A 22,837-nucleotide genomic window follows, 5' to 3' on the forward strand; every position below is an offset into this window, starting at 1 on the left:
GAGGACGCCATGCCCGACCGTCCGGACCGCGACGTCGTCTTCACCTACCGCTACCTGCGCGGCGGCATGGTGGCGATGCTGCTCATGCTGCTGCTGTCCGTCATCCTCCAGTGGTGGTGGGGCACGAACGGGACGTGCTGGCTCGGCTCGATCAGCGCGTACTACTTCACGCCGTCCCGCACGGTCTTCGTCGGCAGCCTCTTCGCGCTCGGCGCGGCGCTCGTCGTCTACAAGGGGCACTCGCCGGCCGAGGACGTGCTGCTCAACTTCTCCGGGTTCATGGCCTTCGTGGTCGCCATGGTGCCGACGGTCCCCGATGGGCGTTGCAGCACGGCCGGGTCGACGAACCCGTTCGCGCTGTCGACGGCGGCGATCTCCGACGCGGTCAACAACAACGTGTGGTCGCTCATCGCCGTCGGGTTCGTCGCGCTGGTCGTGACGGTGTGGCTGCGGCGCGACGAGCTGGCCGACCCCGCTCAGCGTCCACCGGTCCGGACGATGCTCCTGACCGTCGCCTGTAGCGCCGTCATCGTCTTCGAGCTCGTGCTCTTCCTCGCCCTGCCCGACCGATTCATCGCACTGAGCCACGGCCTGGCGGCCGCGACGATGGTCGCTGGGGTCATCGCCGTCATGGTGCTGAGCGCCTTCCGCGTCGAGGACCGGCACGCCTCCACCGATGAGGCGCTGACGTACAAGCGCTGGTACCTCGCCATCGCCGGCACGCTCGCCGTGCTGCTGACCATCACGGTCTTGGCGCACCTGACGCTGCACGGGTTCGACCACGTGATCCTCATCGGCGAAGTCATCATTATCGTGCTGTTCTGCACCTACTGGATCGTGCAGACCAAGGAGCTCTGGGACCTGCGCGACACCGCCGAGGTCGAGGCCCGCAAGGTCGACGCCGTCGCCGAGTGACCGACTCCGGGTGCGTCAGTTGCGGACGAGGACGCCTCGGGCCTCCTTGACGGTGATCGCGGTGCCGGGCTGCGGGACGGTCACCGTGTCGGGGATGGCGATCCAGGACCCGCCGTTGATCCGGAAGTCGGCGCCGAACGTCACGTCGACGCGCGAGGTGTAGGTGCCCGGCTTTCGGTAGGTGTGGATGATGTCGCCGTCGGGGTACACGCCGCCCGGCGAGGTGGTCGGGCCCTCGCTCGTGCCGTCGCCGAAGCGGTAGACGTAGCTGACGAGCTTGGGCCGGATCTCGACGCGGTAGCCGAACATCGTGGTCGGGTCGACGAGGTCGATCTCGCCCGGCTCGAAACCGGCACTGGCCCAGTCAACCTTGTAGAAGGTCTTGAGGTTGACGAGCGTCGTATTCCCCTTCGGCTGCGTCGAGATCGCACCCTTCGCCCACGCCGTCTTGTGAAACGCGTCCACGATCATAGAGATTGTTGGGGCCGGTTTAATGCCCGGAACGGCCTCGGGAAGACACGTAGTCCCCTCTAGGAACCATCCATTCGGCTCTGCCGCCTCTGCGGTCGGCGAAGGATCATGTTCCTCAGGCTGCCCAGATTTGTCGACCCACCGGCGAAGAACGTCAGTTAGGGGACCCCGCCCCTCGCTGGGCGGATTGTCAGCGCACGCCTCAACGGCAACCGCATAACATTCGCTGCTGGCATCGCGGCCACCCAAATCGCACGAGGCGATTCGCGTGCGATAAATCCAACGTGATTGTGCCTGGACGACCGCCTCCTGATACTCAGCCGTCCACGCGCGCAGAGTCTTCACTCGGATGGTCGCGGCGTCCTTTCCGGCACCCCCCTTGAAGTCTGCCAGCGCCGTCGCGCTACTCGCCGCCAAGACGACAAACGACAAGACGAGAGCAGCAGGGATGCGATGCCCCGTCACGAGACGGTGCCGAAGGACGAAAGTTGCCAACCGGACTTAGTCCACTTGAGCGCCGCCAACATCTTTAGTTCAGCATGCTCATCGGTCTTGACGACTCGCCCCATCGAGTCCACAACGTCGCGTCGTTCTTGCGTGACGTTCGCCGTGAATCGGACCAGGTCGCCCGTCGCAGAGAGAGACTTTAGTGACTCTAAAGTCACCGGAGAGCCGTCGTAGTGATGCTTGAGGCGCTTCAGCTCGGCTGCGTCCGAGCGCCATGAAGCGCAGGCCTCGGACGAGGGCAGGCACAATCCATCGAGTCTCTTGGGCTCCGCCCTCGTCCACGCCCCGTTGAGGCTGTGGATGAAGAACCGAAGAAACGCTTCGGCGCCGGCTTTGTCCTTGGTCTTGGCGGCGTCGGGGAGGCCGGCCGGGAAGGCGGGCCCCGCGCTCGTCGTGGCCGTCTTGGGCGGCGCCGACGTCGTCGTGCTCGTCGTCGTTGACAGCACCGCGGCGCTCGTCTGCGGCGGTGCCGGGTCTCCCCCGGTGCACCCCGCGAGCGCGGTCACGGCCAGCGTCAGCCCGGCGGCGGCGCACGTCATCCTCTGGTGTCTCAGCACGACCCTGGTCCCCTGTTCGGCGAATCTGTGCCCTGCCCACCGGGCGCAAACGGGCGAAAACGTCATCGAACGCTCCCACAGATCCTGCCCCAACCGCATCTCGGGCGCCCGCGGCCGTCCACAGGCACGTCAGGACACCGGCGTCGCGTCCCCCACCGCCGCGAGCCACCAGGCCGCGGCGTCGCCGTACTCGGCCAGCTCGGCCGGCGTCATCGTCGCCGTCACCCGCAGCCACGACTCGACGCGTCCGAGCCGGCCCAGCCGCTGAGCCGCAGGCAACGCGGCCCGCAGCGCCGCGGTCGGCGCGACGTCGCTCCACACCTCGAGCCCGGCATCGGCGACGCGGCGTAGGCGCGGGTCCTCCGCCGATGCCTCGAGACGGTGGGCCAGCACGTTCAGCGGCACGAACATCGCGGTGAGCGGGTGCGCGAGGACGGCGTCGCCGAAGTCGAAGAACCTCATGCCCGACGCCGTCGCGAACACGTTGTTCGCGTGCAGGTCGTTGTGCACGAGCGCGAGCGGCAGCCCGAGCGCGTCGAGCCCCTCGCCCCACTCGGCCACACGCGGAGCCAGCGACAGGACGCGTAGCGACGCCTCGCCGTCGAGGCGTCGCGGGTCGGCCTCGGGCAGCGCGGAGAGCTGCGAGGCACGCGCGACGACGTAGTCGGCGGCGTCTAGCGGGTGCAGCGGCGTCAGGCCGGCCGCGACCAGCTCCGGCTCGCACCCGGCGAGCTCGCGCTGCAGGTGCATCGCCTCCGCGATGACCCGGCACCACGTGTCGGTGTCGTGCGGGTCGACGGACGCTCCGAGCACCTCGCCCTGGTCGGGCACGAGGTGCAGCCCGCGGGCCGTGTCCACCGCCGCCACGGGCACGACCCGGTCGGGAGCGCGCCGCGAGAGCACCTCGAGAAGGGCCGCCTCGAAGGCCTGGTGCGGGCAGTTCTCCTTGGCCCAGAAGACGCTTCCGCCGGTCGTCGTGGCCCGCCACACCGTCGACCAGGGCCGCTGGTGCACCGGTTCGAGGTCGGCGAGCCCACCGGCCTCGAGCCCACCCAAGGCGTCGGCGACCCATTCGCGCAGCTCCGCGGCGAACGCGTCCGACGTCCAGCGGACCGACGGCCCGTCCCCGGCGGCCGGCAGTGCCGCCCACCAGCGCTCGCCCGACGCGTCAGCAACGCCCGAGGCGCCGGGCGCGCCTTCCGAGCCGGCCACCTCAGTGGCCCAGGGCCGAGCGCAGGCGCGGGAGCGCCTCGCTGAGCGGGGCGTGCAGGCGGATCGTCGCCTCGGCGTCGCCCCGGGTCGCCGACCGGGTCACGATCGCGACGGGCACCCCGCGCTGGTGCGCGCGCCGGACGAACCGGTACCCGCTCATGACCGCGAGCGACGAGCCCAGCACGAGCACCGCCCCGGCGGCCTCGACGAGCGCGAAACACCTCTCCACCAACGGTTTCGGCACCGACTCGCCGAAGAAGACGACATCCGGCTTGACGGTGTCGTGGTCGCAGACGAGGCAGCGCGGGGCGTGGAAGGAGGCGACCAGCTCGTCGGCGAGGACGATGTCGCCGTCGGGCCGCACCTGCTCGCCCCACTGCGACCCCACAGCAGCCGCGGCCGCCGAGAAGCGGTCCATGAAGCCCGGGTTCGCCTCGGTCATCCGCTCGTGCAGGCCGAGGCGCGAGGTCACCTCACCGCACGTCAGGCACACGGCGCGGTCGAGCGAGCCGTGCAGCTCGACGACGTCGCGCGCCCCGGCGGCCTGGTGCAGGCCGTCGACGTTCTGGGTGATGACCGGCCCGACATAGCCGGCGTGCTGCAGCTCGGCGACGACGCGGTGGCCCTCGTTCGGCGACGCGGCGTTGAACCGCTGCCAGCCGATGTAGCTGCGAGCCCAGTACCGGCGCCGCGCGTCGCTCGAACCGGCGAACTCCCCGTACGTCATCGGCTCGACGCGTCGCGTGCCGTCGGGACCGCGGTAGTCGGGGATGCCGCTGTCGGTCGACAGGCCGGCCCCGCTGAGCACGACGACGTCGCCGGCGCTGACCAGGTCGACGAGGTCGTCGAAGGTGCCGAGGTCGCTCACCTCGAGCGGCAGGCGCCGCGAGGTGGCCAGACGCGTCAGCACCCCGCCGTCGCGAGAGGGCTCGGAATCCTGGGACGACCCCTGGGGCACATGCACCGGGCCAGCGTACGCGGGGGCTCCGCCGTCCCATGCCCACCGTGCTGTCGATCGGTACTTTCCATAATCGTCGGTTATGATACGCGCATGATCGATGCTGCGGGACTGCGGGTCATGAAGGCCATCGCCGACGAGGGGAGCTTCACGAGCGCCGCCAACGCGCTCGGTTTCACCCAGCCGGCCATCTCGCAGATGGTGCGTCGCCTCGAGCAGCGCACCGGCACCGTCCTCGTGGAGCGCTACGGCCGCCAGGTCCGTCTCACCGAGGCCGGGCAGGTGCTGGCCCGTCACGCGGTCGGTGTCCTCGCCGCGCTCGACGCCGCCGAGGAGGAGATCACGGCCATCGCCGGCCTGCGGGCCGGACGCGTCCGCCTCCAGGCCTTCCCCAGCTCGTCGGCGACCCTCGTGCCCAAGACGCTCGCCATCCTCAAGGCCAAGCACCCCGACATCACCGTGACCTTCAGCGAGGCCGAGCCGCCCGAGTCGCTCGCCGCCCTGCGCAACGGCGACTGCGACGTCGCCGTGGCCTTCGCCTACGAGGGCGCCGACCTCGGCGAGCTCGAGGAGGACCTCTCCCTCCTCGTGACCCGCCGTCTCATGGACGACGAGGTGCGTCTCGTCGTGCCCGGCGGCCACGCCCACGCGGGCGATGCGTCCGCCACGCTCACCGACTTCTCCGGCGACGACTGGATCGCCGGCTGCCCCCGCTGCCGCGGGCACCTGCTCTCCCTCGCCGACCACGCCGGGTTCCGCCCGAACGTCGCCTTCGAGACCGAGGACTACGTCGCCCAGCTCGGCCTCGTCACCGCCGGCCTCGGCGTCGCCCTCGTGCCCGACCTCATCCTCAACGCCGCCAAGCACGACGAGGTCGCGACACTGCCGCTCTCCCCGGCCTCGCGCCGACAGATCCTCGCCGTCACGACGCCCGACCTCCAGCGAGTGCCCGCCGTCGCTGCTGCCCTCGACGCCCTGTGCGAGGCCGCCGGCGCCGACCCCAACCTCTCGACCGCCGAGCTCGTGGGTGCGGCCCGCAGCTGACGCGTCGCGCGGCCCACGCCTGACGCGTCGCGCGGCCCACGCCTGACGCGTCGCGCCACGGGCGGCGTCGTCGCCCCGCGCGGGAGCCGGAACGTCGGCACAATGGCGTCATGACCCGGGTCGCGCTCGCCGCCACCGGACCCGCCGCGCTCCGCGCCGGGCTCGAGGTGGCTGCGGACGGTGGCACCGCGGTCGACGCCGCCCTGGCGGCCGCGCTCGCGGCGATGAGCACCGAGCCCGGCATCGTCAGCCTCATGGGGGGCGCGTACGTCAACGTGTGGCCGGCCGGCGAGGACCCGGTCGTCGTCGACGGGAACGTCGAGATGCCCGGGCGGGGCCTCGACGCCTCCGCCTTCGGCCGCGGCATCCGCACCATCCGGACCGACTACGGCGGTGGCGTGTCGATGGGGGCGGGTCACGGCTCGGTGGCCAACTCCGGCGCCGTACCCGCGATCGAGATGGCGAGCGAGCGCTGGGGCGTCCTGCCGTGGCGTCGCCTCATCGAGCCGTCGATCCGGTCGTGCCGCGAGGGCTACCGCATCGGGGCATCGGCCGCCCTCTACCTCGGGCTCGTCCGAGACACCCTTTTCGGAGAGGACGCCGAGGCCCACGCCCTCGTCACCGGCGCCGACGGCGGGGCGCTCCAGCCCGGCGAGACCTCAACCAACCCCGACCTCGCCGAGATCCTGGAGCTGCTTGCTGCGCAAGGGGGTTCGCTGCTGTCGACCGGCGCGGTCGGGCGCGTCCTCGCCGAGGAGATGGCGGCCCACGGCGGACTCATCACCGAGGCCGACCTCATCGCCTACACGGCCGTCGCCCGTTGCCCGACGATGCGACGCGTCGGCGACTGGAGCGTGGCCCTCAACCCGCCTCCGTCGGTGGGCGGTCCGATGCTCGCCGTCATGCTCGGCGAGCTCGCCCACCACGAGGCGTGGACGTGGACCGAGGTCATCGAGATCCAGCGCCGCGTGCTCGCCTACCGGATCAGGGTCCACGACCACTCCGAGGACCTCGACGCCGACGGCCACGCCCTCCTCGCCGCCGTCGAACGGCACGGGCTGGCGGGCCTGCCGACGTCCGCCTCCACCGCCCACGTCTCGGCCGTCGACGAGTACGGGAACGCCTGTGCCGTCACGATGTCCGCCGGCTACGGCGCCGGCATGGTCGTGCCCGGCACCGGCATCCTGCTCAACAACGCCCTGGGCGAACCCGAGCTCAACCGGCTGGGTGTGCACGCCGTGGCACCGGGCACGAGACTCGCCTCGAACATGGCGCCGACGACGGCGCGCGGGGCGACCGGCGGCGCCCTCGCCGTCGGCTCCCCCGGCGCCGACCGCATCACCACGGCCCTGATGCAGGTGCTGGGCCAGACGCTGCTGCACCACGAGCCGCTCCAGTCGGCCATCGACGAGCCGCGTCTGCACGTCCGCTTCACCGACGACGGCACCCCCCGCGTCGAGCACGAGCCGTCCGCGGCCATCGCCGCCGCGGTCCGTGAGTCCGGCCTGCCCTCGCACGCCTACCCGGGTCTGCACATGTACTTCGGCGGTGTGGGCGCGGCCCTGCTCGGGCCCGACGGGCTCGTCGCCGCCGGCGATGCGCGACGGGAGGCCGCCGTCGGGGTATCCCCTTGAGGCGGCTCCCATCCGGACGGGCACCGGCACCGAACCGCACCCGACACCGGCGAACCGTGACCGGACGACCGCCGACGGCGGCGCACCGGACCGCCCTTGACGAGAGGCCGACCCGATGACGACGACCGACGACCGCCCCGCCGTGAGCGAGCCGACCTCCGAGGCGACACCCGGCCCGGCGGCCGGCCCGGTGGCCGGACCCGGAGGTGTCGCCGCACGCCTCGCCGAGGTCGTGGCCCCGCTCTTCGGCGGCACCCTGCCGGTGCGGCTGCGCGCCTGGGACGGCAGCCTCGCCGGCCCCACCGACGCGCCCACCGTCGTGCTGCGCGACCCGGCCGCCCTGCGCCGGCTGGTGCGCCACCCCGGCGAGCTCGGGCTCGCACAGGCGTACGTCACCGGCGAGCTCGACGTCGAGGGCGACCTGCTCGACGGCTTCCGACGCGTCTGGGCCCGCGCGCGCGAGCTCGGCGCCGGCACCGTCAGCGCCGCGACGCTCGCCACCGTGACGCCACGCGCCATCCGCACGGCGCTCGACCTCGGCGTCGTGGGTCTGCCCCCGGAGCCGCCGGCGTCGCAGGCGCGGCTGCGCGGCCGGCTGCACACCAAGGCACGCGACCGCAGCGCCATCGAGCACCACTACAACCTGAGCAACGAGTTCTACTCCCTGATCCTCGACCCGCACATGGCCTACTCCTGCGGCTACTGGACCAGCGCGGACGCGGGCTACACGGTCGAGGACGCCCAGCGCGACAAGCTCGACCTCGTCTGCCGCAAGCTCGGCATCGAGCCCGGGGGCCGCCACCTCGACATCGGCTGCGGCTGGGGCTCCCTGTCGCTGCATGCCGCCGAGCACTACGGCGCCCACGTCGTCGGCGTGACGATCTCCAGCGAGCAGAAGGCGTTCATCGACGAGCGGATCCGGGAGCGCGGCCTCACCGACCGGGTCGAGATCCGCCTCCAGGACTACCGCGAGGTGCCCGACGCGCCCTTCGACACCGTGTCCTCGATCGAGATGGGCGAGCACGTCGGCAAGGAGAACTACCCGGCGTTCACGGCGCAGATCCACCGGCTGCTCCGGCCCGGCGGCCGCGCCCTCATCCAGCAGATGTCGCGCACCACCCGACCCGGCGGTGGTCCCTTCATCGAGGCCTTCATCGCCCCCGACATGCACATGCGCCCGGTCGGCGAGACCGTCGACCTCATCGAGCGGGCCGGTCTCGAGGTCCGTGACGTCCACGCGCTGCGCGAGCACTACGTGCGGACCGTCAACGCCTGGTACGACACGTTCGAGGCCAACTGGGACCGCGTCGTCGAGATGGTCGGCGAGGAGGTCGGACGCGTGTGGCGGCTCTACCTCGTCGGCGGGGCCCTCGCCTTCGAGGAGGGCCGCATGGGCGTCGACCAGATCCTCGCGGTTAGGCCGACGGCCGACGGCCGCAGCGGCCTCCCGCCGGTGCGGACATGGTGACGATGCTCGGGCTCACGGCCCTGGCGGTCGTCGTCGTCCTCGGCATCACCTTCGCCGTGGCGCTGCGCGTCGGCAAGCAGGCCGTCATCGACGTGACGTGGGGCCTCGGATTCGTCGCCATCGCCCTGACGGCCTTCCTCGCGACCAGCGGCCAGGGCGACGGCCTGCGCCGGTGGCTCGCCCTGGTGCTCACGGCGGTCTGGGGCCTGCGCCTCGCCGCGCACATCTTCAGCCGGTCGCGGGGCAAGGGCGAGGACCCGCGCTACGAGGCGATGATGAAACGAGCCGACGGCAACCCGAACACGTACGCGTTGCTGCACATCTACCTGCCGCAGGGCGTCATCATGTGGTTCGTCTCCCTGCCCGTGCAGGCCGCCATGGTCGTCGAGGGCGGGCTCGGCTGGGTGCTGTGGCTCGGGGTCCTCGTCTGGGCGGTCGGGTTCTTCTTCGAGTCGGTGGGCGACCTCCAGCTGACGCGCTTCCGGTCCGACCCCGCGAACCGTGGCACGGTCCTCGACACCGGCCTGTGGCGCTACACCCGCCACCCCAACTACTTCGGCGATGCGTGCGTGTGGACCGGCCTCTTCCTCGTCGCCGCGAGCGCGTGGCCCGGAGTGCTGACCGTCCTCTCCCCCGCGGCCATGGTGTGGAACCTCTACGCCGGGACGGGAAAGAAGCTGCTGGAGAAGGACATCGGCGAGCGCCGTCCGCAGTACGCCGAGTACGTCCGGCGCACGAGCGGGTTCTTCCCGTGGCCGCCGAAGAAGGAGGCGGCGGGGTGACGGGCGACCGGCAGGATGGAGCCGTGCACCCGGATCTCGCCGCCACCCTCGACCTGAGCCCCCACCCCGAGGGCGGCTGGTACCGGCAGACGTGGGCCTCCCCCGAGGTGGTGACGCTCGCCGACGGCCGGGTGCGCCCGGCGGCGACGCTCATCCTCTTCCTCCTGCCGGCGGGTGAGTCGTCGGCCTGGCACCGGGTGGCCTCGGACGAGGTCTGGCTCGCCCACACCGGTCGGGTGGCCCTCGAGCTCGGCGGCACCGGGCCGGGCCCCGAGGCCGTGGGCTCCGTCGTCGTCGGCACCGACGTGGGGGCGGGCGAGGCGGCGCAGGCCGTCGTGCCGGCCGGAGCCTGGCAGCGGACGCGTCCGGGCCCCGAGGACGCGCTCGTCAGCTGCCTCGTGTCCCCCGGCTTCGACTTCGCCGACTTCGAGCTCGCCGAAACGGGAGACGACGTTGGAGACCATGCGGGCTGATCCGCTCACCGGTGGACCGCCCGGACCTCCCCGGCGCCGTCGGTGACGACGGCGACGTCACCCTCGAGGTCGGTGCGGTGGACCTCGAAGCCGCGGGCGTCGAGGGCCCGGAGCGTCGCCGGCGCCGGGTGGCCGTAGTCGTTGCCCGCGCCGACGCTGATGAGCGCGATCCGCCCGGCCACGGCATCGAGGAGCCGGTCGTCGCGGTTCGAGGACCCGTGGTGGGCCACCTTGAGGACGTCGACCCGGCCCCACCGGCCGGGGTCGAGAGCGGCCTCGTGGACGACGGCCGCCGCAGCCTCGCGCTCGACGTCGCCCGCGAAGAGCACCGTCACACCCCGGACGTGCAGGGTGAGCACGACCGACGCGTTGTTCGGCACCGACCCGGCGTCGATGCGGCGCGCCGGCCACCACACCTCAGCGGACACCGGACCTGCCACGAAGCGGTCCCCTGCCCGGAGCGTGCCCAGCCGCGCTCCGGCGCCCCGGGCGAGCCGGCCGACGCGGTCTGCCTCGTCGGCGGGATCGGCGACCCACGAGGTACGCACCTCGGCGACCGGGCGGTCCAGCACGCCGGCGAACCCGTCGACGTGGTCGGCGTGGAAGTGGGTCAGCACGACGAGGTCGACGGCGCGAACCCCCAGACGGTCGAGGCAGCTGCGCATGAGGTCGGGGTCGGGCCCGGCGTCGACGACGACCGCGTGCCCGCCGCCGGCGTCGACGACGAGACCGTCGCCCTGGCCGACGTCGCAGGCGACGACGACCCAGCCCGGGGGCGGCCACGACAGCACGCTGGTCGGGGTGGCGCCGCCGGCCACGACCACGACGACGGCCACCGCCGCGAGCGGACGGTGGCGGCCGCGGTGCCAGGCCCACGGCCCGACGACGACCAGCGCGACGGACAGGACGGCGAGCAGCACCGCCGCCGGCCCGGAGTCGCTCCAGGGCACCGACCCACCGGGCAGCCCCTCGCACCAGCGGGCCACGGCCGCGATGCCCTGCGCCGGGACCGCTGCGACCCAGGCGAGTACGGCCGCTGCCGGGACCCACATGGTGGCGAGGACGGCGACGACGATGCCGACGATCGTCGTGGGAGCGACGAGAGGGGCGGCGAGGAGGTTGGCGAGGACACCGACGACGGAGACGCTGCCCTGCAGGGGCGCCACGAGCGGTGCGCACACGACCTGGGCGGCAACGGGCACGGCGACGACGGGACCGAACGGCGCCAGGCGCCCTGGCAGCGCGGCCGCGATGCGTTCACCCCACGGCCGAGCGAGCACGAGCAGCCCGAGGGTGGCCACGGCGGACAGGGCGAACCCGAACGAGCGCGAGAGCCACGGGTCCCACACCAGCAGGGCACCCACGGCGCCGGCGAGCGCCGGGACGCCGGCCCGTCGCCGGGACGTGGACAGCGCCAGCAGACCGACGCAGCCCATGACTGCGGCGCGCACGACACTCGGCTCCGGCCGCGCCAGCGCCACGAAGCCGGAGAGCATCACGAGCGCGACGAGCGGGCGCCGGCGTCGTGGCAGGCGCACCACGCCGCAGAGCGCCAGACCCGCCGCGAGCACCAGGGTGACGTTGGTGCCCGACACCGCGGACAGGTGGCTCAGGCCGGTGGCCTGCATGGCGTCGGTCAGCTCGGACGGCGTGCGCGACGTGTCACCGACGACGAGGGCCGGCACGAGGCCACGCGCGTCGGGCCACACCGCGTCCGTCGCCTCGCGGAACAGCTCCCGAACCTGGTCGGTGGCCTCGACGAGGGCGCCGGGGCCGTCCCGGACCCGAGGCTCGCCGGTGACCGACGCGACCGCGACGACGTCGTCGCCGGGTTGGGCCGGGGACAGCGGGCCGACGACGACGAGCTCGTCACGCCAGCCGACGCCGGCCCACGCGGCGCCGCGGCCGATGAGCAGGACGGGCGTCGACACCGCGGTGGTGCGACCCCGGCCGGTGACCTGCTCGGCGTCGAGCCGCACCACCCAGAGGGGCGGGCCGGCGCGCTCGGGCGCGGAGAGATCGGGACCGATCGGCCGGGGATCGGCGGCCGCCCGACCGACGAGCGTCACGACCGCCTGCTCGTCGGCCAGCTCTCCCACCGGACCCGCCGACCGGACCGCCCGGTGCCCGGCGGCGGCGCACAGCAGGAGCGCGAGCACGGCGAGCGTCGCGGCGGCGAGACGCGCAGCGGGCGCGACCTGCCTCCGCCGTCCGGGCTTCGGCCCCCGGACGGCGACGAGCAGCCCGACGGCACCGACGAGCGTCGAGAGTGCCACGACGACCACCACGTCCTCCGGAGCGGTCAGCCCCCAGAAGGCGACGACCGGCCAGGCGACGACGACGGGCACGAGGAGGCGGACGTCGAGCAGCCCGGCCGTCCGGGGACCGCGGTGGCGCGCCGCGGCCCCGCGCGAACCGGCGCCGTTCACAGCGTCACCTTGGGTCGCAGCTGCGCCATGAGCTTGTCGCCGATCCCGCTCACCTCGCCGAGCTCGTCGACGGAGGTGAAGCGGCCGTGCTCGGTGCGCCAGTCGAGGATGCGCTGCGCGAGCACCGGGCCGACGCCGGGCAGCGTGTCGAGCCCTGCGACGTCGGCGGTGTTGAGGCTCACGAGAGCGCCTGCGGCACCTGCTCCCCCACCGGCGGCCGCACCGGACGAGCCGGACGGGCCGGACGGGCCGACGCCTACGGCGGGCACCACCTCACCGGGCTTCGGCACGTGCACCTGTTCGCCGTCGACGACGAGCCGAGCGAGGTTGAGGGCCGAGAGGTCGGCGCCGCGGCGGGCTCCTCCTGCGGCCTCGATCGCGTCGGCCACGCGGGACCCGGCACGCAGCCGCACCAGCCCGGGGCGGTTGACCTGTCCGACGACGTGCACGACCAACGAGGGCGCGGGCGAAGCCGCGGAAGGAGGGGGCGTCGCGGTTCCAGCCGCAGTGGGCGGCGAGGTGCCGGTGGCCGCGACGACGGACACCCCGCGCCCCGGAGGGTCCACCTGTCCGGCGGCCGACCGCTCCGCCCACAGCACGCGCACGACGAAGGCGCACCCGACAGCGACGACGAGCGCCAGCAGCGACACGACGGCGGTCGTCGACACGCTGCGCCGGCCCGACCGCACGTCGTCGGGCACCGTGAGCAGCCCCGGTCGGCGTGCTCGGCGCAGGTCGGCGTCGAGGCGACGCGTCTGCTCGTCGGCTTCAGAGCCCTCCGCCCCGTCCGACCCCTCCGCCACACCGAGCAGGTCGCCGACGCCGCCCAGCCCCACCCGCTCGAGCCCGTCACGGACCCGGCTGCGGCCCCCGTCGTCGGCGCGCTCAGCGGGGCGCTCCGGCTCACCCGGCGGCTCGGGCACCCAGCCCGCCGTGGTGCGTCCGTCGGCGAGGATCGCGGCCACGCGACGCAGGTCGGTGGGGCGGCGCGGTCGTCGAGGCATGCCCGCACGCTAGGTAGCGCGAGCCACCGGCGTCCCGCCCTCGAGCGCGGGCTGGGGACGACGCACCACTCCGGCGAGGGGATGTGGACGGACCGCGGACGGGCCGGTGACCCACGTACCGAGACACCGGGCGCGCCGATTCCCGCGGCGGCGGCGGCGTGGTCCAGACTGCTCCAATGGCCCGGCACATCATGACCCTGACCTGCGAGGACCGACCCGGCATCGTCGCGGCCGTCTCCGCGGCGCTGCTCGCCGTCGACGCGAACATCGTCGAGAACCAGCAGTTCTCCGACGAGGACACCAACCTCTTCTTCATGCGCACGGTCTTCGACGCCGACGCCTCCGACGTCGAGCGCGTCCTCGACACCATCCGCGAGAGCCCGGCCGTCGTGTCCCAGCACCTCGCGGTCCGCCCCGAGGACGAGCGCTGCCGCACCGTCATCCTCGTCAGCAAGTTCGACCACTGCCTCCTCGACCTGCTGCACCGGTGGAAGTCCGGAGACCTGCCCATCGACATCGTCGGCGTCGTGTCCAACCACGAGGACTGCCGTGGGCTCGTCGAGTACTTCGGGCTGCCCTTCACCGTCATACCGGTCACCCCCGACACCAAGGCCGACGCCGAGGCCGAGCTGCTGCGCATCGTCGACACGAACGACGTCGGTCTCGTCGTCCTGGCCCGCTACATGCAGATCCTCAGCGACGCCCTGTGCCGCGCGCTCGAGGGCCGAGCCATCAACATCCACCACTCGTTCCTGCCCGGCTTCAAGGGGGCCAAGCCCTACCACCAGGCCCACGACCGCGGCGTCAAGCTCATCGGCGCCTCGGCGCACTACGTCACGGCCGACCTCGACGAGGGCCCGATCATCGAGCAGGACGTCGTCCGCGTGACGCACGCGGAGTCGCCCCAACGGCTCGTCGCGATCGGCCGCGACGTCGAGCGGCGCGTCCTGTCGCGGGCGGTTCGCGACCACGCGGAGTCGCGTGTCTTCCTCTCGGGACGCCGCACCATCGTCTTCTGACGCACCGCCGGACGCCGTCGCGTCCACCCACAGCGTCCTGACAGCCGGTCCATGCCGACCTTTGAGTCGGCGCTCCTACCGTCACGCCGAAAACACCTCTCAGACGGATGGATCGGACGGTGTGCGGTGGCCAGGTCTCGCCATGACGGCAGTCCTCGAGCGTGGTACCGGAGCAGAGCGGTCGTGCTGCTCGCAGCGGTCCTCCTCATCGCCGGCGGCGGCGGCGCCTGGGCGCTGACGCACCGCGCGGGCGACCCGACGGCGACGCGTACCCGCACCGTCACGGCGTCCCTGACGACGCTGCAGCAGACCGTCACTGCCTCGGGCACCATCGAGCCGGCGCAGCAGGCCGACCTCGCCTTCGGCAGCGCCGGCACGGTGACGACCCTCTCGGCCACCGTCGGGCAGAAGGTGACGACGGGCGAGCGCCTCGCCACGATCGACGACACGACGCTGCGCAGCCAGGTCGACCTCGCGTCGGCGCAGGTGACGCAGGCGCAGACGCAGGTCGACGACAGCGCCACCGGGACGGCCGCGCAGCTGGCCTCGGCCCGCGCGCAGCTCGCGTCGGCGCAGGCCCGGCTGACGCAGGCGCAGGACGCGCTGTCCGGGGCGACATTGACCGCGCCGTTCGACGGCGTCGTGGCCGCGGTCGACGTGCAGGTGGGTGCGCGCGTCGGCGGATCCGGTTCCGGCAGTGGCAGTTCGGGCGGCTCGGGCGGATCGGGTGGGTCGGGTGCCGCGGGTGGCTCGGGCACATCCGCCTCATCCGGGGGCACCGGGACGACCGTCCTGACCGTCATCTCCACCTCGTCGTGGCTCGTGACGACCTCGGTGACCAATGCCGACCTGCCGAACGTCAAGGCGGGTCTGCAGGCCCAGGTGACGCCGACCGGTGCCACTCAGCCCCTGTTCGGCACCGTGAGGTCGGTCGGCATCATCGCCTCATCGGGCTCGAGCGGCGCGGCCGAGTTCCCCGTCACGATCGCCCTCACCGGGCACCCGACCGGCGTCTACGCCGGCACGACCGCGTCAGTGTCGATCGTCGTACGCCAGCTGCAGGACGTGCTCGTCGTCCCGACGCTGGCGGTGCGCACCGAGAACGGGTCGACGGTCGTCTCCCTCGTGCGCGGCGGCGCCACGGTGACGACGCCGGTGACGGTCGGGCAGGTGTTCGGTGCCCAGACCCAGGTGACCAAGGGCCTGGCCGACGGCGACCAGGTCGTCATCGACCTCAGCACCCTCCAGCGAGGGACCACCGGCGGCAGCACGAGCCCGACCGGGACGGGCGGACGCGGCGGGTTCGGTGGACTCGGGGGCGGCGGGTTCGGTGGTGGCGGCTTCGGCGGCGGCGGTGGTGGCGGCGGCGGCCAGGGCCGCGGAGCCGGGCAGGGCGGCTGACGTCATGACCTCCCCCATCCCCGTTCTCCCCGTCCCCGTCCTCCCGGCCGTCCCGATCCTCGACCTCGCCGACGTCCGAAAGACCTACTCCACCGGCAGCGTCGCCGTGGACGCGCTGCGCGGGGTGACGCTGTCCGTCGACGCCGGTGAGTACGTGGCGGTCATGGGCCCCTCCGGCTCGGGCAAGTCGACGCTCATGCACATCCTCGGCTGCCTCGACGTGCCGACGACAGGCACCTACCACCTCGCCGGCGAGGACGTCAGCACGATGGGTGAGCGGCAGCTCGCGGACGTGCGCAACCGGCGGATCGGCTTCGTGTTCCAGCAGTTCAACCTCCTGCCCACGCTGAGCGCGTGGCGCAACGTCGAGCTGCCGCTGACGTACGCCGGAGTGGCCCGGGAGGAGCGGCGGCGACGTGCCGTCGAGGCGCTGACCCGCGTCGGGCTGGCCGACCGCGTGGAGCACCGCCCCGGCGAGCTGAGCGGCGGGCAGCAGCAGAGGGTCTCGGTGGCCCGGGCCCTCGTCACCGACCCCGACCTCATCCTCGCCGACGAGCCCACAGGCAACCTCGACTCGACATCGACGAACGAGGTCCTCGCCCTCTTCCAGGCGCTGCACGCGCAGGGCCGCACCATCGTGCTCATCACCCACGAGTCCGACGTCGCGGCCCGCGCCGCCCGCATCGTGCACGTGTTCGACGGCCGTGTCGTCGCGGACGGTTCGGCGTCCGACGCGACCGGCACCCTCCCCCTCGGAGGCGCGCGATGACGTGGGTCGAGACCGCCCGCACCGCGTTCGACGCGATCCGCACCCGGAGGATGCGTTCGGCCCTCACCGTCCTCGGCATGCTCATCGGCATCGCCGCGGTCATCCTCACGGTCGGCCTCGGCCAGGGCGCGCAGGCCCAGGTGGCCAGCCAGATCAACGCGCTCGGCTCGAACCTGCTCATCGTCACCCCCGGCAGCGCCACCCAGACCGGTGGGCTCCGCGGCGGCCGGGGCACCGCCACGACGCTGACCGCCGCTGACGCGGCCGTGCTGGCCGACCGCTCCGTGGCTCCCGACGTCGCCTCCGTGGCGCCGGTGTCGACCTCGACCCAGAGCGTCCTCGCCGACGGCACGAACTGGACGACGAGCGTCGTCGGCACCACCCCGTCGTGGCTCGGGGTCCGGGCCCGGTCGGTGCAGATGGGCCGCTTCTTCACCCAGCCCGAGCTCGACGCCGCCGGCCGGGTGGCCGTCGTCGGCGCAACCACAGCCGAGCAGCTCTGGGGCGCAAGGTCGCCCGTCGGACAGACCATGAGCATCGGCGGTCTGCAGCTGACGGTCATCGGCGTGCTCAACACGGCCGGGTCGACCGTCGGGGGCGACCAGGACGACCAGGTGGTCGTGCCGGCCACGACGTACGCGCAGGCCTTCGGCAGCGGCAGCCCGGCCGTGTCGACGATCTACGTCGAGGCCACCGGACAGGACGCACTGTCGGCCGCCTACCAGGAGACACAGAACGCCCTCCTCACCTCGCACGGCGTCACGGCCGACACCGCCGACGTCACCGTGAACAGCCAGGCCTCGCTCGTGCAGACCGCGACGACGACCGCTCACGTGCTCACCGTCCTGCTCGGCGGGATCGCCGCGATCTCGCTGCTCGTCGGCGGCATCGGCGTCATGAACATCATGCTCGTGTCGGTCACCGAGCGGATCCGCGAGATCGGCCTGCGCAAGGCGCTCGGTGCCACACCGCGCGCCATCCTGCGCCAGTTCCTCGTCGAGGCGAGCCTGCTCGGCCTCGTCGGTGGCGTCCTCGGTCTCGGTCTCGGGCTCGTCGGTGCCGCGGTGCTGCCGCACGCGATCGGCCAGCCCGTCGCGGTGTCCGTCGAGGCGGCGGCCGCCGCGCTGCTCGTCTCCCTCGTCATCGGCGTCGCCGCCGGGGTGTACCCGGCCAACCGCGCGGCCCGCCTCGCCCCCATCGACGCGCTCCGCAGCGAGTGACGTCCCGTCCGAAACGAGTGATCCCGTGACCGACATCCAGCCTCTCCCCCGTCGACGCGTCGCCGTGCCGGCGCTAGTCCTGGCGGCAGCCCTCGGCCTCGGGGCGTGCGGGCCCGGTGCCACGGCCGCTTCGCAGTCAGGAGGCGGGACGTCAGCGGCCCCCACCGGACGCACCGGCGCCTTCGGCGGAGGCAGCGGCGGCGGACCCGGTTCGGGCCGTGGGTTCCCCGGCGTCGCGGGCCTCGTGGCCGACGTCACCGGCAGCACGGCCCAGGTGCAGAGCGCGACGGCGCAGACCTCGGTGAGCTGGACCCGCACGACCCGGTTCACGAGCCTGACGCCGGCGACCGCGTCCGCCGTGCACGTCGGCGACTGCGTCACCGCCCGACCCGCGTTCTCCGGCCGGCCCACGGGCACTGCGTCCGGAACACCGACGCCCACGGCGACCACCGCCGGCGCGACGACCACCGTTGCCGCCGCCACGGTCGAGCTCTTCCCGGCGACCTCGGGAAAGTGCGTGCCCACCGGCCTGGGTGGCGCCGGAGTCGGCCCGGGCGGCTTCGGCGGCGGCCGCGGAGCCGCGTCGCGGACCACCACCGCGACCGGTGCACCGGGAGGCCAGAACGGCTTCCGCGGTGGCGCCCGGGGCACCGTCGGGACGGTCTCCGCCGTCACGACCGGCGCGTTCACGGTGCGCCCCGTCGTCCTGCGCGGACCGAACGGGCCGGCCGGTACGCCCCTCGCGCCGGTGACGGTCACCTGGGACGCGTCGACGACGTTCACGACGCTGCAGGCGGCCGCCGCGAGCGCCGTCAAGGTGGGCCTCTGCGTCACGGCCCTCGGCAAGGCCGACTCGACCGGTGCGGTGACGGCGACGTCGCTGCAGGTCAGCCGGCCGGTCGGCGGGTCGTGCACGACGGGCCGCGGCTTCGGCGGGCGGGGCGGCTTCGGGGCCGGCACCGGCACGGGCGCACCTGCTGCCGGAGGGGTGGGGACCACCAGTGGCTGAGCGAGGAACCACCCGGCGCTGGACGGTCGTCGTCGTCGCGGCCGCCGTCGTCCTCGTGCTCGCCGGGGGCTACGCCGTCGCCGTGACCCGCGGCACCGACCCGACCGGCACCTACCGCACCGCGACGGTCGGACGCGGCGCCGTGCAGCAGGTGCTGACGCTGACCGGAACCGTCAGCCGGCTCGACGAGGTGACGGCGACGTTCCCCACCTCGGGCACGGTGCGCACCGTGCCGGTCCACGTCGGCCAGCGCGTCACCGAGGGCCAGACCCTCGCGACGTTGGACCCGACCGACCTTCGGGCCGCCCTCCTCGCCGCCGACGCCCAGCTCGCGCAGGCACAGGCCTCCCTCGACACGGACGAGACCGCGGCATCGACGACGAGCACCTCGACGTCCACCGCCTCGAGCGGCACCGCGAGCACCGGTGGTTCCGGCGGCTCGTCCACGGGCGCCAGCGCGTCCGCGGCGGCCAGCGGCTCTGGCTCGGCCTCGGGTTCACGAACCGCGTCGTCCGCCTCGGGCGCCGGGTCCGGTTCGTCGTCCGGCTCGACGCGTGCCACGGGGTCCGGCGGAGCCGGCGGCACTGGCGGCAGCGGTGGAAGCGGTGGGACCGGCCGGGCGGGCGGCGGACAGGGTTCGACGGCACGCCGATCGTCTTCCGGCTCCTCGACCAGCGCGCCGCTCGACACGACGACCTTCGTGCACGCCGTGCAGCGGGCCCAGACGGCCCTCGCCGCGCAGCAGACCGCCTGCGCCCCCGTTCTCGGCACCACAGGTTCCCCCGCCCCGACCGCACGTGCTGGTGGCCGCCCGAGCCGGTCGACGACGCGGACGGCGCGCCTGGCCTCGGTCACCTCCACCGGCACCCCGACCCCAGGGGCCACGACCCAGCCTCCTGCGCCGGACCCGACCGGCACTGGGACGGGCACGTCCACCGCTCCCCCGACGACCACGTCCACGCCGACCACGTCCACGCCGACGACCACTTCGACGACGCCCACCGGCCCGACGACAGCCCCGGCGGGTCCCACCTCGGGCCAGCTGGCCACGTGTGCGGCTGCCCTGCAGGCCACGGCGGCGGCCCAGGGAGCTGCTGCCTCGCAGCTCACCACCCTCGCCGCCCAGGTGGCGCGGGTCGTGCAGCAGATCGCGCGGGCCGCCGCGGCAGCCGGCAGCGGCTCGACCGGCGCCACGGGCGCGGGCGGCTCCACCGGTTCGAGCAGCTCGTCCGGTCAGGGCAGCTCGTCGAGCGGCTCGCGGTCCTCCGGCGCCAGCAGTTCGACGGGTACTTCATCACGCACCGGCAGCGCTGGTGGCTCGAGCGGCGCAACGAGCCGCGGTACCGGCGGCACCGGGGGGACCAGCGGCTCGGGCGCCGGGACGCAGAGCACGGCGAGCCGGATCGCGTCGGACCGGGTCGCGGTGCTCCAGGCGCAGGCATCGGTCGAGCAGGCGCAGGTCGATCTCGACGGGGCCACGCTCAAGGCTCCCGTCACCGGCGTCGTGGCCCAGGTCGACCTGACCGCAGGGAGCCCGGCGTCGACGTCGACCGGCATCGTCGTCGTCGGCGACGGCGCGGCCCAGGTGTCCGTCGCCGTCCCGCTCACCAGCGTCCACCTCGTCACCGCCGGGCTTGCTGCCACCGTCACGCCGGCGGGCGGGACCGCCGGGGTCGCGGGCAGCGTCACCTCCGTCGGGCTCCTGCCGACCAGCGGCTCGGGTTCCGCCGCCGGCACCACAGCCGGCGGCGCCTCCACCGCGGGAGGCGCTGCATCGTCCGCGTCATCCGCCTCGGCGTCCCCGAGCTACCCGGCCCAGGTGCTCGTGGCCCACCCGCCGGCCGCCCTCGCCGCGGGCTCCACGGCGACGGTCTCGCTCGTCGTGGCCTCGGCCCCCGACACGGTGCGGCTGCCGGTGTCGGCCATCGCGGGCCGGGACGGCGGCAGCGCCACGGTCCAGGTGCTCGGCGCGGGTACCCCGACCACCCGGCGCGTCGTGCTCGGGGCGGTCGGGGGCGGCTGGGCGCAGGTGCTGACGGGCCTCAGCGGCGGCGAGCAGGTCGTCGTCGCAGACCTGTCCGCGGCCCTTCCGACGACGACGACCGGGCTGCGCGGCCTCGGAAAGGGTGGCTTCGGCGGCGGTGGGTTCGGCGGCGCGGGTGCCGGCCGTGGAGCAGGGGGCACGGGCGGCACCGTCGGCACCGGGGGCGCCGCGACGACCGGCCGCACCGCGGGCCGAACCGGCTGACCGGTGGCGAGCCGGAGCGGTCAGCCCTGCTCCCGGTCCCGCTCGCCGCTTTGCTCCTCCTGCTGCGCCTGCTCCTCGGACTCCTCGGACTCCTCGGACTCCTCGGGCTCCTCGGGCTCCTCGGGCTCCTCGGCTTCGTCGGACTCTTCGGCTTCCTCGAGGTGCTCGAGGTGCACGACCCGGCGTTGGCGCCACCAGCCGACGACGTTGTTCTGGTGGCGCCACAGCACGAGCAGCCCGATCGCCGTGAGCCACCACCCGGTCCACGCGTCGCCGGGCGCGTGCCCGGTCCACACCAGCACCGCGACGACGAGCATCGACACGGCCCCGAAGATCGACCCGGCCGCGACCCAGCGGGTCAGCGCCACGGCCACGACGAAGACCACGACGACGACGAGCGCCACCCACGGGTGAACGCCGAGCACCGCCCCGAGCGTCGTCGCGACACCCTTGCCGCCGCGTCCGCGCAGGAACGGCGACCAGATGTGCCCGAGCACTGCGGCGATGCCGACGGCGTACGCGGCGTGGGCCCCGAGGAAATGACCGGCCACGAGCGTCGGCACCAGGCCCTTGAGCACGTCGAGGACCCCGACCAGCACGCCCCACTTGCGCCCGAGCACGCGTCCGGCGTTCGTGGCGCCGGGGTTGCCCGAGCCCGACGTCGAGAGGTCCTTGCCGAGCAGCCGCGCGACGCCGGTCGCGGGGTTGAGCGAGCCGATGAGGAAGGCCGCAAGGACCAGGACGGCCCAGGCGAGCACGGAGCCGACGGTCACGGCCGGGTGCCCTCCCCCGCCTCCGAGAGCGGCTCCCCCGGTCGTGGTGCGACGGCGATGGCGACGGTCCCGGGACCGACGTGGGCCCCGACGACCGCCCCGAGCTCGACGACGAGCACGTTGGGCGAGCCCGGCACCTGCGAGCGCAGGTGCTCGGCGATCTGGTCGGCGCGTTCGGCGGCGTCGAGGTGGTGCACGGCGAGGTCGACGGCGAGGCCACCGGAACGGACGTGCTCGAGCACCATCGCCTCGATCCGGGCGACGGCACGCGCCGACGTGCGCACCTTCTCGACGGGCACGATGCGCCCACCCCGCACCGCGAGGATCGGCTTGATGGCGAGGGCGGAGCCGAGCAGCGCCGACGCGGCGCCGATCCGTCCTCCGCGACGCAGGTGCTCGAGCGTGTCGACGTAGAAGAGGACGCCGGACGGCGTCAGACGCTCCCGCACCGCGGAGGCCACCTCGGACGCACCGTCGCCGGCCCGCGCGCGCTCGGCGCCCGTCACGACGGCGAAGCCCATGGCCATGCCGATCGTCTCGCTGTCGACCACCTCGACCGGCACGGGTGCCTCGGCCGCGGCGATCCGGGCGGCCTCGAGGGTGCCTGACATCTGCGAGGACAGGTGCACCGACACGATGCCCTCGGCGCCCTCGGCGGCCAGGCGCTCGTAGGTGTCGGCGAAGACCTGGGGCGTCGGGCGCGACGTCGTGACGATCGTGTACTCGCGCAGCGCGGCCGCGACCTCCTGGGAGGTGATGTCCTGGCCCTCGACGTGGTCGCGCCCGCCGACGACGACGTGCAGGGGCACGACCTCGATGCCGTGCCGCTCGACGTCGGCGGCCGGCAGGTAAGCCGTCGAGTCGGTGACGATGCGGGTGGTCACGCGCCGCTCCTTCCGCCGGGTCGAGGTGGCGCCAGGTGGTCTCAACGTACCGGCACCGGA

The 22,837-nt window shown here is 73.8% G+C and carries 20 protein-coding genes; 12 read left to right on the forward strand and 8 right to left on the reverse strand.

The window, feature by feature from the left end; translation table 11 throughout:
* Nucleotides 1-9 precede the first annotated feature (9 nt).
* Complete coding sequence (locus AC3A5R_RS21395) at nt 10-915, forward strand: hypothetical protein (RefSeq protein WP_487622795.1); 906 nt, start codon at nt 10-12, stop codon at nt 913-915.
* Between the two features lie 15 nt (nt 916-930).
* On the opposite strand, the gene AC3A5R_RS21400 is transcribed toward AC3A5R_RS21395, so the two are convergent.
* The 4 genes from AC3A5R_RS21400 to AC3A5R_RS21415 form a co-directional block, all read right to left on the reverse strand.
* The gene (locus tag AC3A5R_RS21400; protein ID WP_487622796.1) at nt 931-1,380 is read right to left on the reverse strand and encodes a PKD domain-containing protein; all 450 of its coding nucleotides are present in this window, start codon (nt 1,378-1,380) and stop codon (nt 931-933) included.
* Between the two features lie 467 nt (nt 1,381-1,847).
* Nucleotides 1,848-2,432, reverse strand: coding sequence for a DUF6318 family protein (locus AC3A5R_RS21405; protein ID WP_487622797.1), 585 nt, complete (start codon nt 2,430-2,432; stop codon nt 1,848-1,850).
* Nucleotides 2,433-2,579: 147 nt separating this feature from the next.
* The gene (locus AC3A5R_RS21410) at nt 2,580-3,662 is read right to left on the reverse strand and encodes a phosphotransferase (protein WP_487622798.1); all 1,083 of its coding nucleotides are present in this window, start codon (nt 3,660-3,662) and stop codon (nt 2,580-2,582) included.
* 1 nt (nt 3,663) lies between these two features.
* Entirely contained in the window at nt 3,664-4,626 is a 963-nt protein-coding gene (locus AC3A5R_RS21415; protein WP_487622799.1) for a Sir2 family NAD-dependent protein deacetylase, read from the reverse strand.
* Nucleotides 4,627-4,713: 87 nt separating this feature from the next.
* Here AC3A5R_RS21415 and AC3A5R_RS21420 point away from each other — a divergent pair, with 87 nt between their 5' ends.
* The 5 genes from AC3A5R_RS21420 to AC3A5R_RS21440 all read left to right on the forward strand — a co-directional run bounded on the left by AC3A5R_RS21420 (nt 4,714) and on the right by AC3A5R_RS21440 (nt 10,021).
* Nucleotides 4,714-5,664, forward strand: a complete 951-nt coding sequence (locus tag AC3A5R_RS21420; protein ID WP_487622800.1) for a LysR family transcriptional regulator — start codon at nt 4,714-4,716, stop codon at nt 5,662-5,664.
* A gap of 110 nt (nt 5,665-5,774) precedes the next feature.
* The gene (locus AC3A5R_RS21425) at nt 5,775-7,298 is read left to right on the forward strand and encodes a gamma-glutamyltransferase (protein WP_487622801.1); all 1,524 of its coding nucleotides are present in this window, start codon (nt 5,775-5,777) and stop codon (nt 7,296-7,298) included.
* Nucleotides 7,299-7,413: 115 nt separating this feature from the next.
* Complete coding sequence (locus AC3A5R_RS21430; RefSeq protein WP_487622802.1) at nt 7,414-8,766, forward strand: class I SAM-dependent methyltransferase; 1,353 nt, start codon at nt 7,414-7,416, stop codon at nt 8,764-8,766.
* Entirely contained in the window at nt 8,760-9,548 is a 789-nt protein-coding gene (locus tag AC3A5R_RS21435) for a DUF1295 domain-containing protein (protein ID WP_487622803.1), read from the forward strand. The genes AC3A5R_RS21430 and AC3A5R_RS21435 overlap by 7 nt, the downstream gene beginning before the upstream one ends.
* Nucleotides 9,549-9,571: 23 nt before the next feature.
* Nucleotides 9,572-10,021 (forward strand): cupin domain-containing protein, encoded by a 450-nt coding sequence (locus AC3A5R_RS21440; protein WP_487622804.1) that lies wholly within the window; start codon nt 9,572-9,574, stop codon nt 10,019-10,021.
* A gap of 5 nt (nt 10,022-10,026) precedes the next feature.
* Here AC3A5R_RS21440 and AC3A5R_RS21445 read toward each other — a convergent pair whose 3' ends face one another.
* Both AC3A5R_RS21445 and AC3A5R_RS21450 read right to left on the reverse strand, forming a co-directional pair.
* The gene (locus AC3A5R_RS21445; protein WP_487622805.1) at nt 10,027-12,450 is read right to left on the reverse strand and encodes a ComEC/Rec2 family competence protein; all 2,424 of its coding nucleotides are present in this window, start codon (nt 12,448-12,450) and stop codon (nt 10,027-10,029) included.
* A complete protein-coding gene (locus AC3A5R_RS21450) occupies nt 12,447-13,454 on the reverse strand; it encodes a ComEA family DNA-binding protein (protein ID WP_487622806.1) in 1,008 nt (335 codons plus the stop codon). Before AC3A5R_RS21450 ends, AC3A5R_RS21445 begins: the two co-directional genes overlap by 4 nt.
* Before the next feature lie 176 nt (nt 13,455-13,630).
* On the opposite strand from AC3A5R_RS21450, the gene purU reads away from it, so the two are divergent.
* The 6 genes from purU to AC3A5R_RS21480 all read left to right on the forward strand — a co-directional run bounded on the left by purU (nt 13,631) and on the right by AC3A5R_RS21480 (nt 21,120).
* Nucleotides 13,631-14,473, forward strand: coding sequence for a formyltetrahydrofolate deformylase (gene purU / locus AC3A5R_RS21455; protein ID WP_487622807.1), 843 nt, complete (start codon nt 13,631-13,633; stop codon nt 14,471-14,473).
* Nucleotides 14,474-14,656: 183 nt separating this feature from the next.
* On the forward strand, nt 14,657-15,874 hold the full coding sequence (locus tag AC3A5R_RS21460) for an efflux RND transporter periplasmic adaptor subunit (RefSeq protein ID WP_487622808.1): 1,218 nt from the start codon (nt 14,657-14,659) through the stop codon (nt 15,872-15,874).
* Nucleotides 15,875-15,878: 4 nt separating this feature from the next.
* Nucleotides 15,879-16,643, forward strand: coding sequence for an ABC transporter ATP-binding protein (locus tag AC3A5R_RS21465; RefSeq protein WP_487622809.1), 765 nt, complete (start codon nt 15,879-15,881; stop codon nt 16,641-16,643).
* Nucleotides 16,640-17,863, forward strand: a complete 1,224-nt coding sequence (locus AC3A5R_RS21470) for an ABC transporter permease (RefSeq protein WP_487622810.1) — start codon at nt 16,640-16,642, stop codon at nt 17,861-17,863. The genes AC3A5R_RS21465 and AC3A5R_RS21470 overlap by 4 nt, the downstream gene beginning before the upstream one ends.
* A 25-nt stretch (nt 17,864-17,888) precedes the next feature.
* Nucleotides 17,889-18,872: a hypothetical protein gene (locus tag AC3A5R_RS21475; RefSeq protein ID WP_487622811.1), complete on the forward strand. Its 984-nt coding sequence runs from the start codon at nt 17,889-17,891 to the stop codon at nt 18,870-18,872.
* On the forward strand, nt 18,865-21,120 hold the full coding sequence (locus AC3A5R_RS21480; protein WP_487622812.1) for an efflux RND transporter periplasmic adaptor subunit: 2,256 nt from the start codon (nt 18,865-18,867) through the stop codon (nt 21,118-21,120). The genes AC3A5R_RS21475 and AC3A5R_RS21480 overlap by 8 nt, the downstream gene beginning before the upstream one ends.
* A 20-nt stretch (nt 21,121-21,140) precedes the next feature.
* On the opposite strand, the gene plsY is transcribed toward AC3A5R_RS21480, so the two are convergent.
* Complete coding sequence (gene plsY, locus AC3A5R_RS21485) at nt 21,141-21,893, reverse strand: glycerol-3-phosphate 1-O-acyltransferase PlsY (RefSeq protein ID WP_487622813.1); 753 nt, start codon at nt 21,891-21,893, stop codon at nt 21,141-21,143.
* Nucleotides 21,890-22,777 (reverse strand): DegV family protein, encoded by an 888-nt coding sequence (locus AC3A5R_RS21490; RefSeq protein WP_487622814.1) that lies wholly within the window; start codon nt 22,775-22,777, stop codon nt 21,890-21,892. Before AC3A5R_RS21490 ends, plsY begins: the two co-directional genes overlap by 4 nt.
* Nucleotides 22,778-22,837: the final 60 nt, after the last annotated feature.

The organism is Intrasporangium sp. Soil_C_50, from assembly GCF_057656595.1.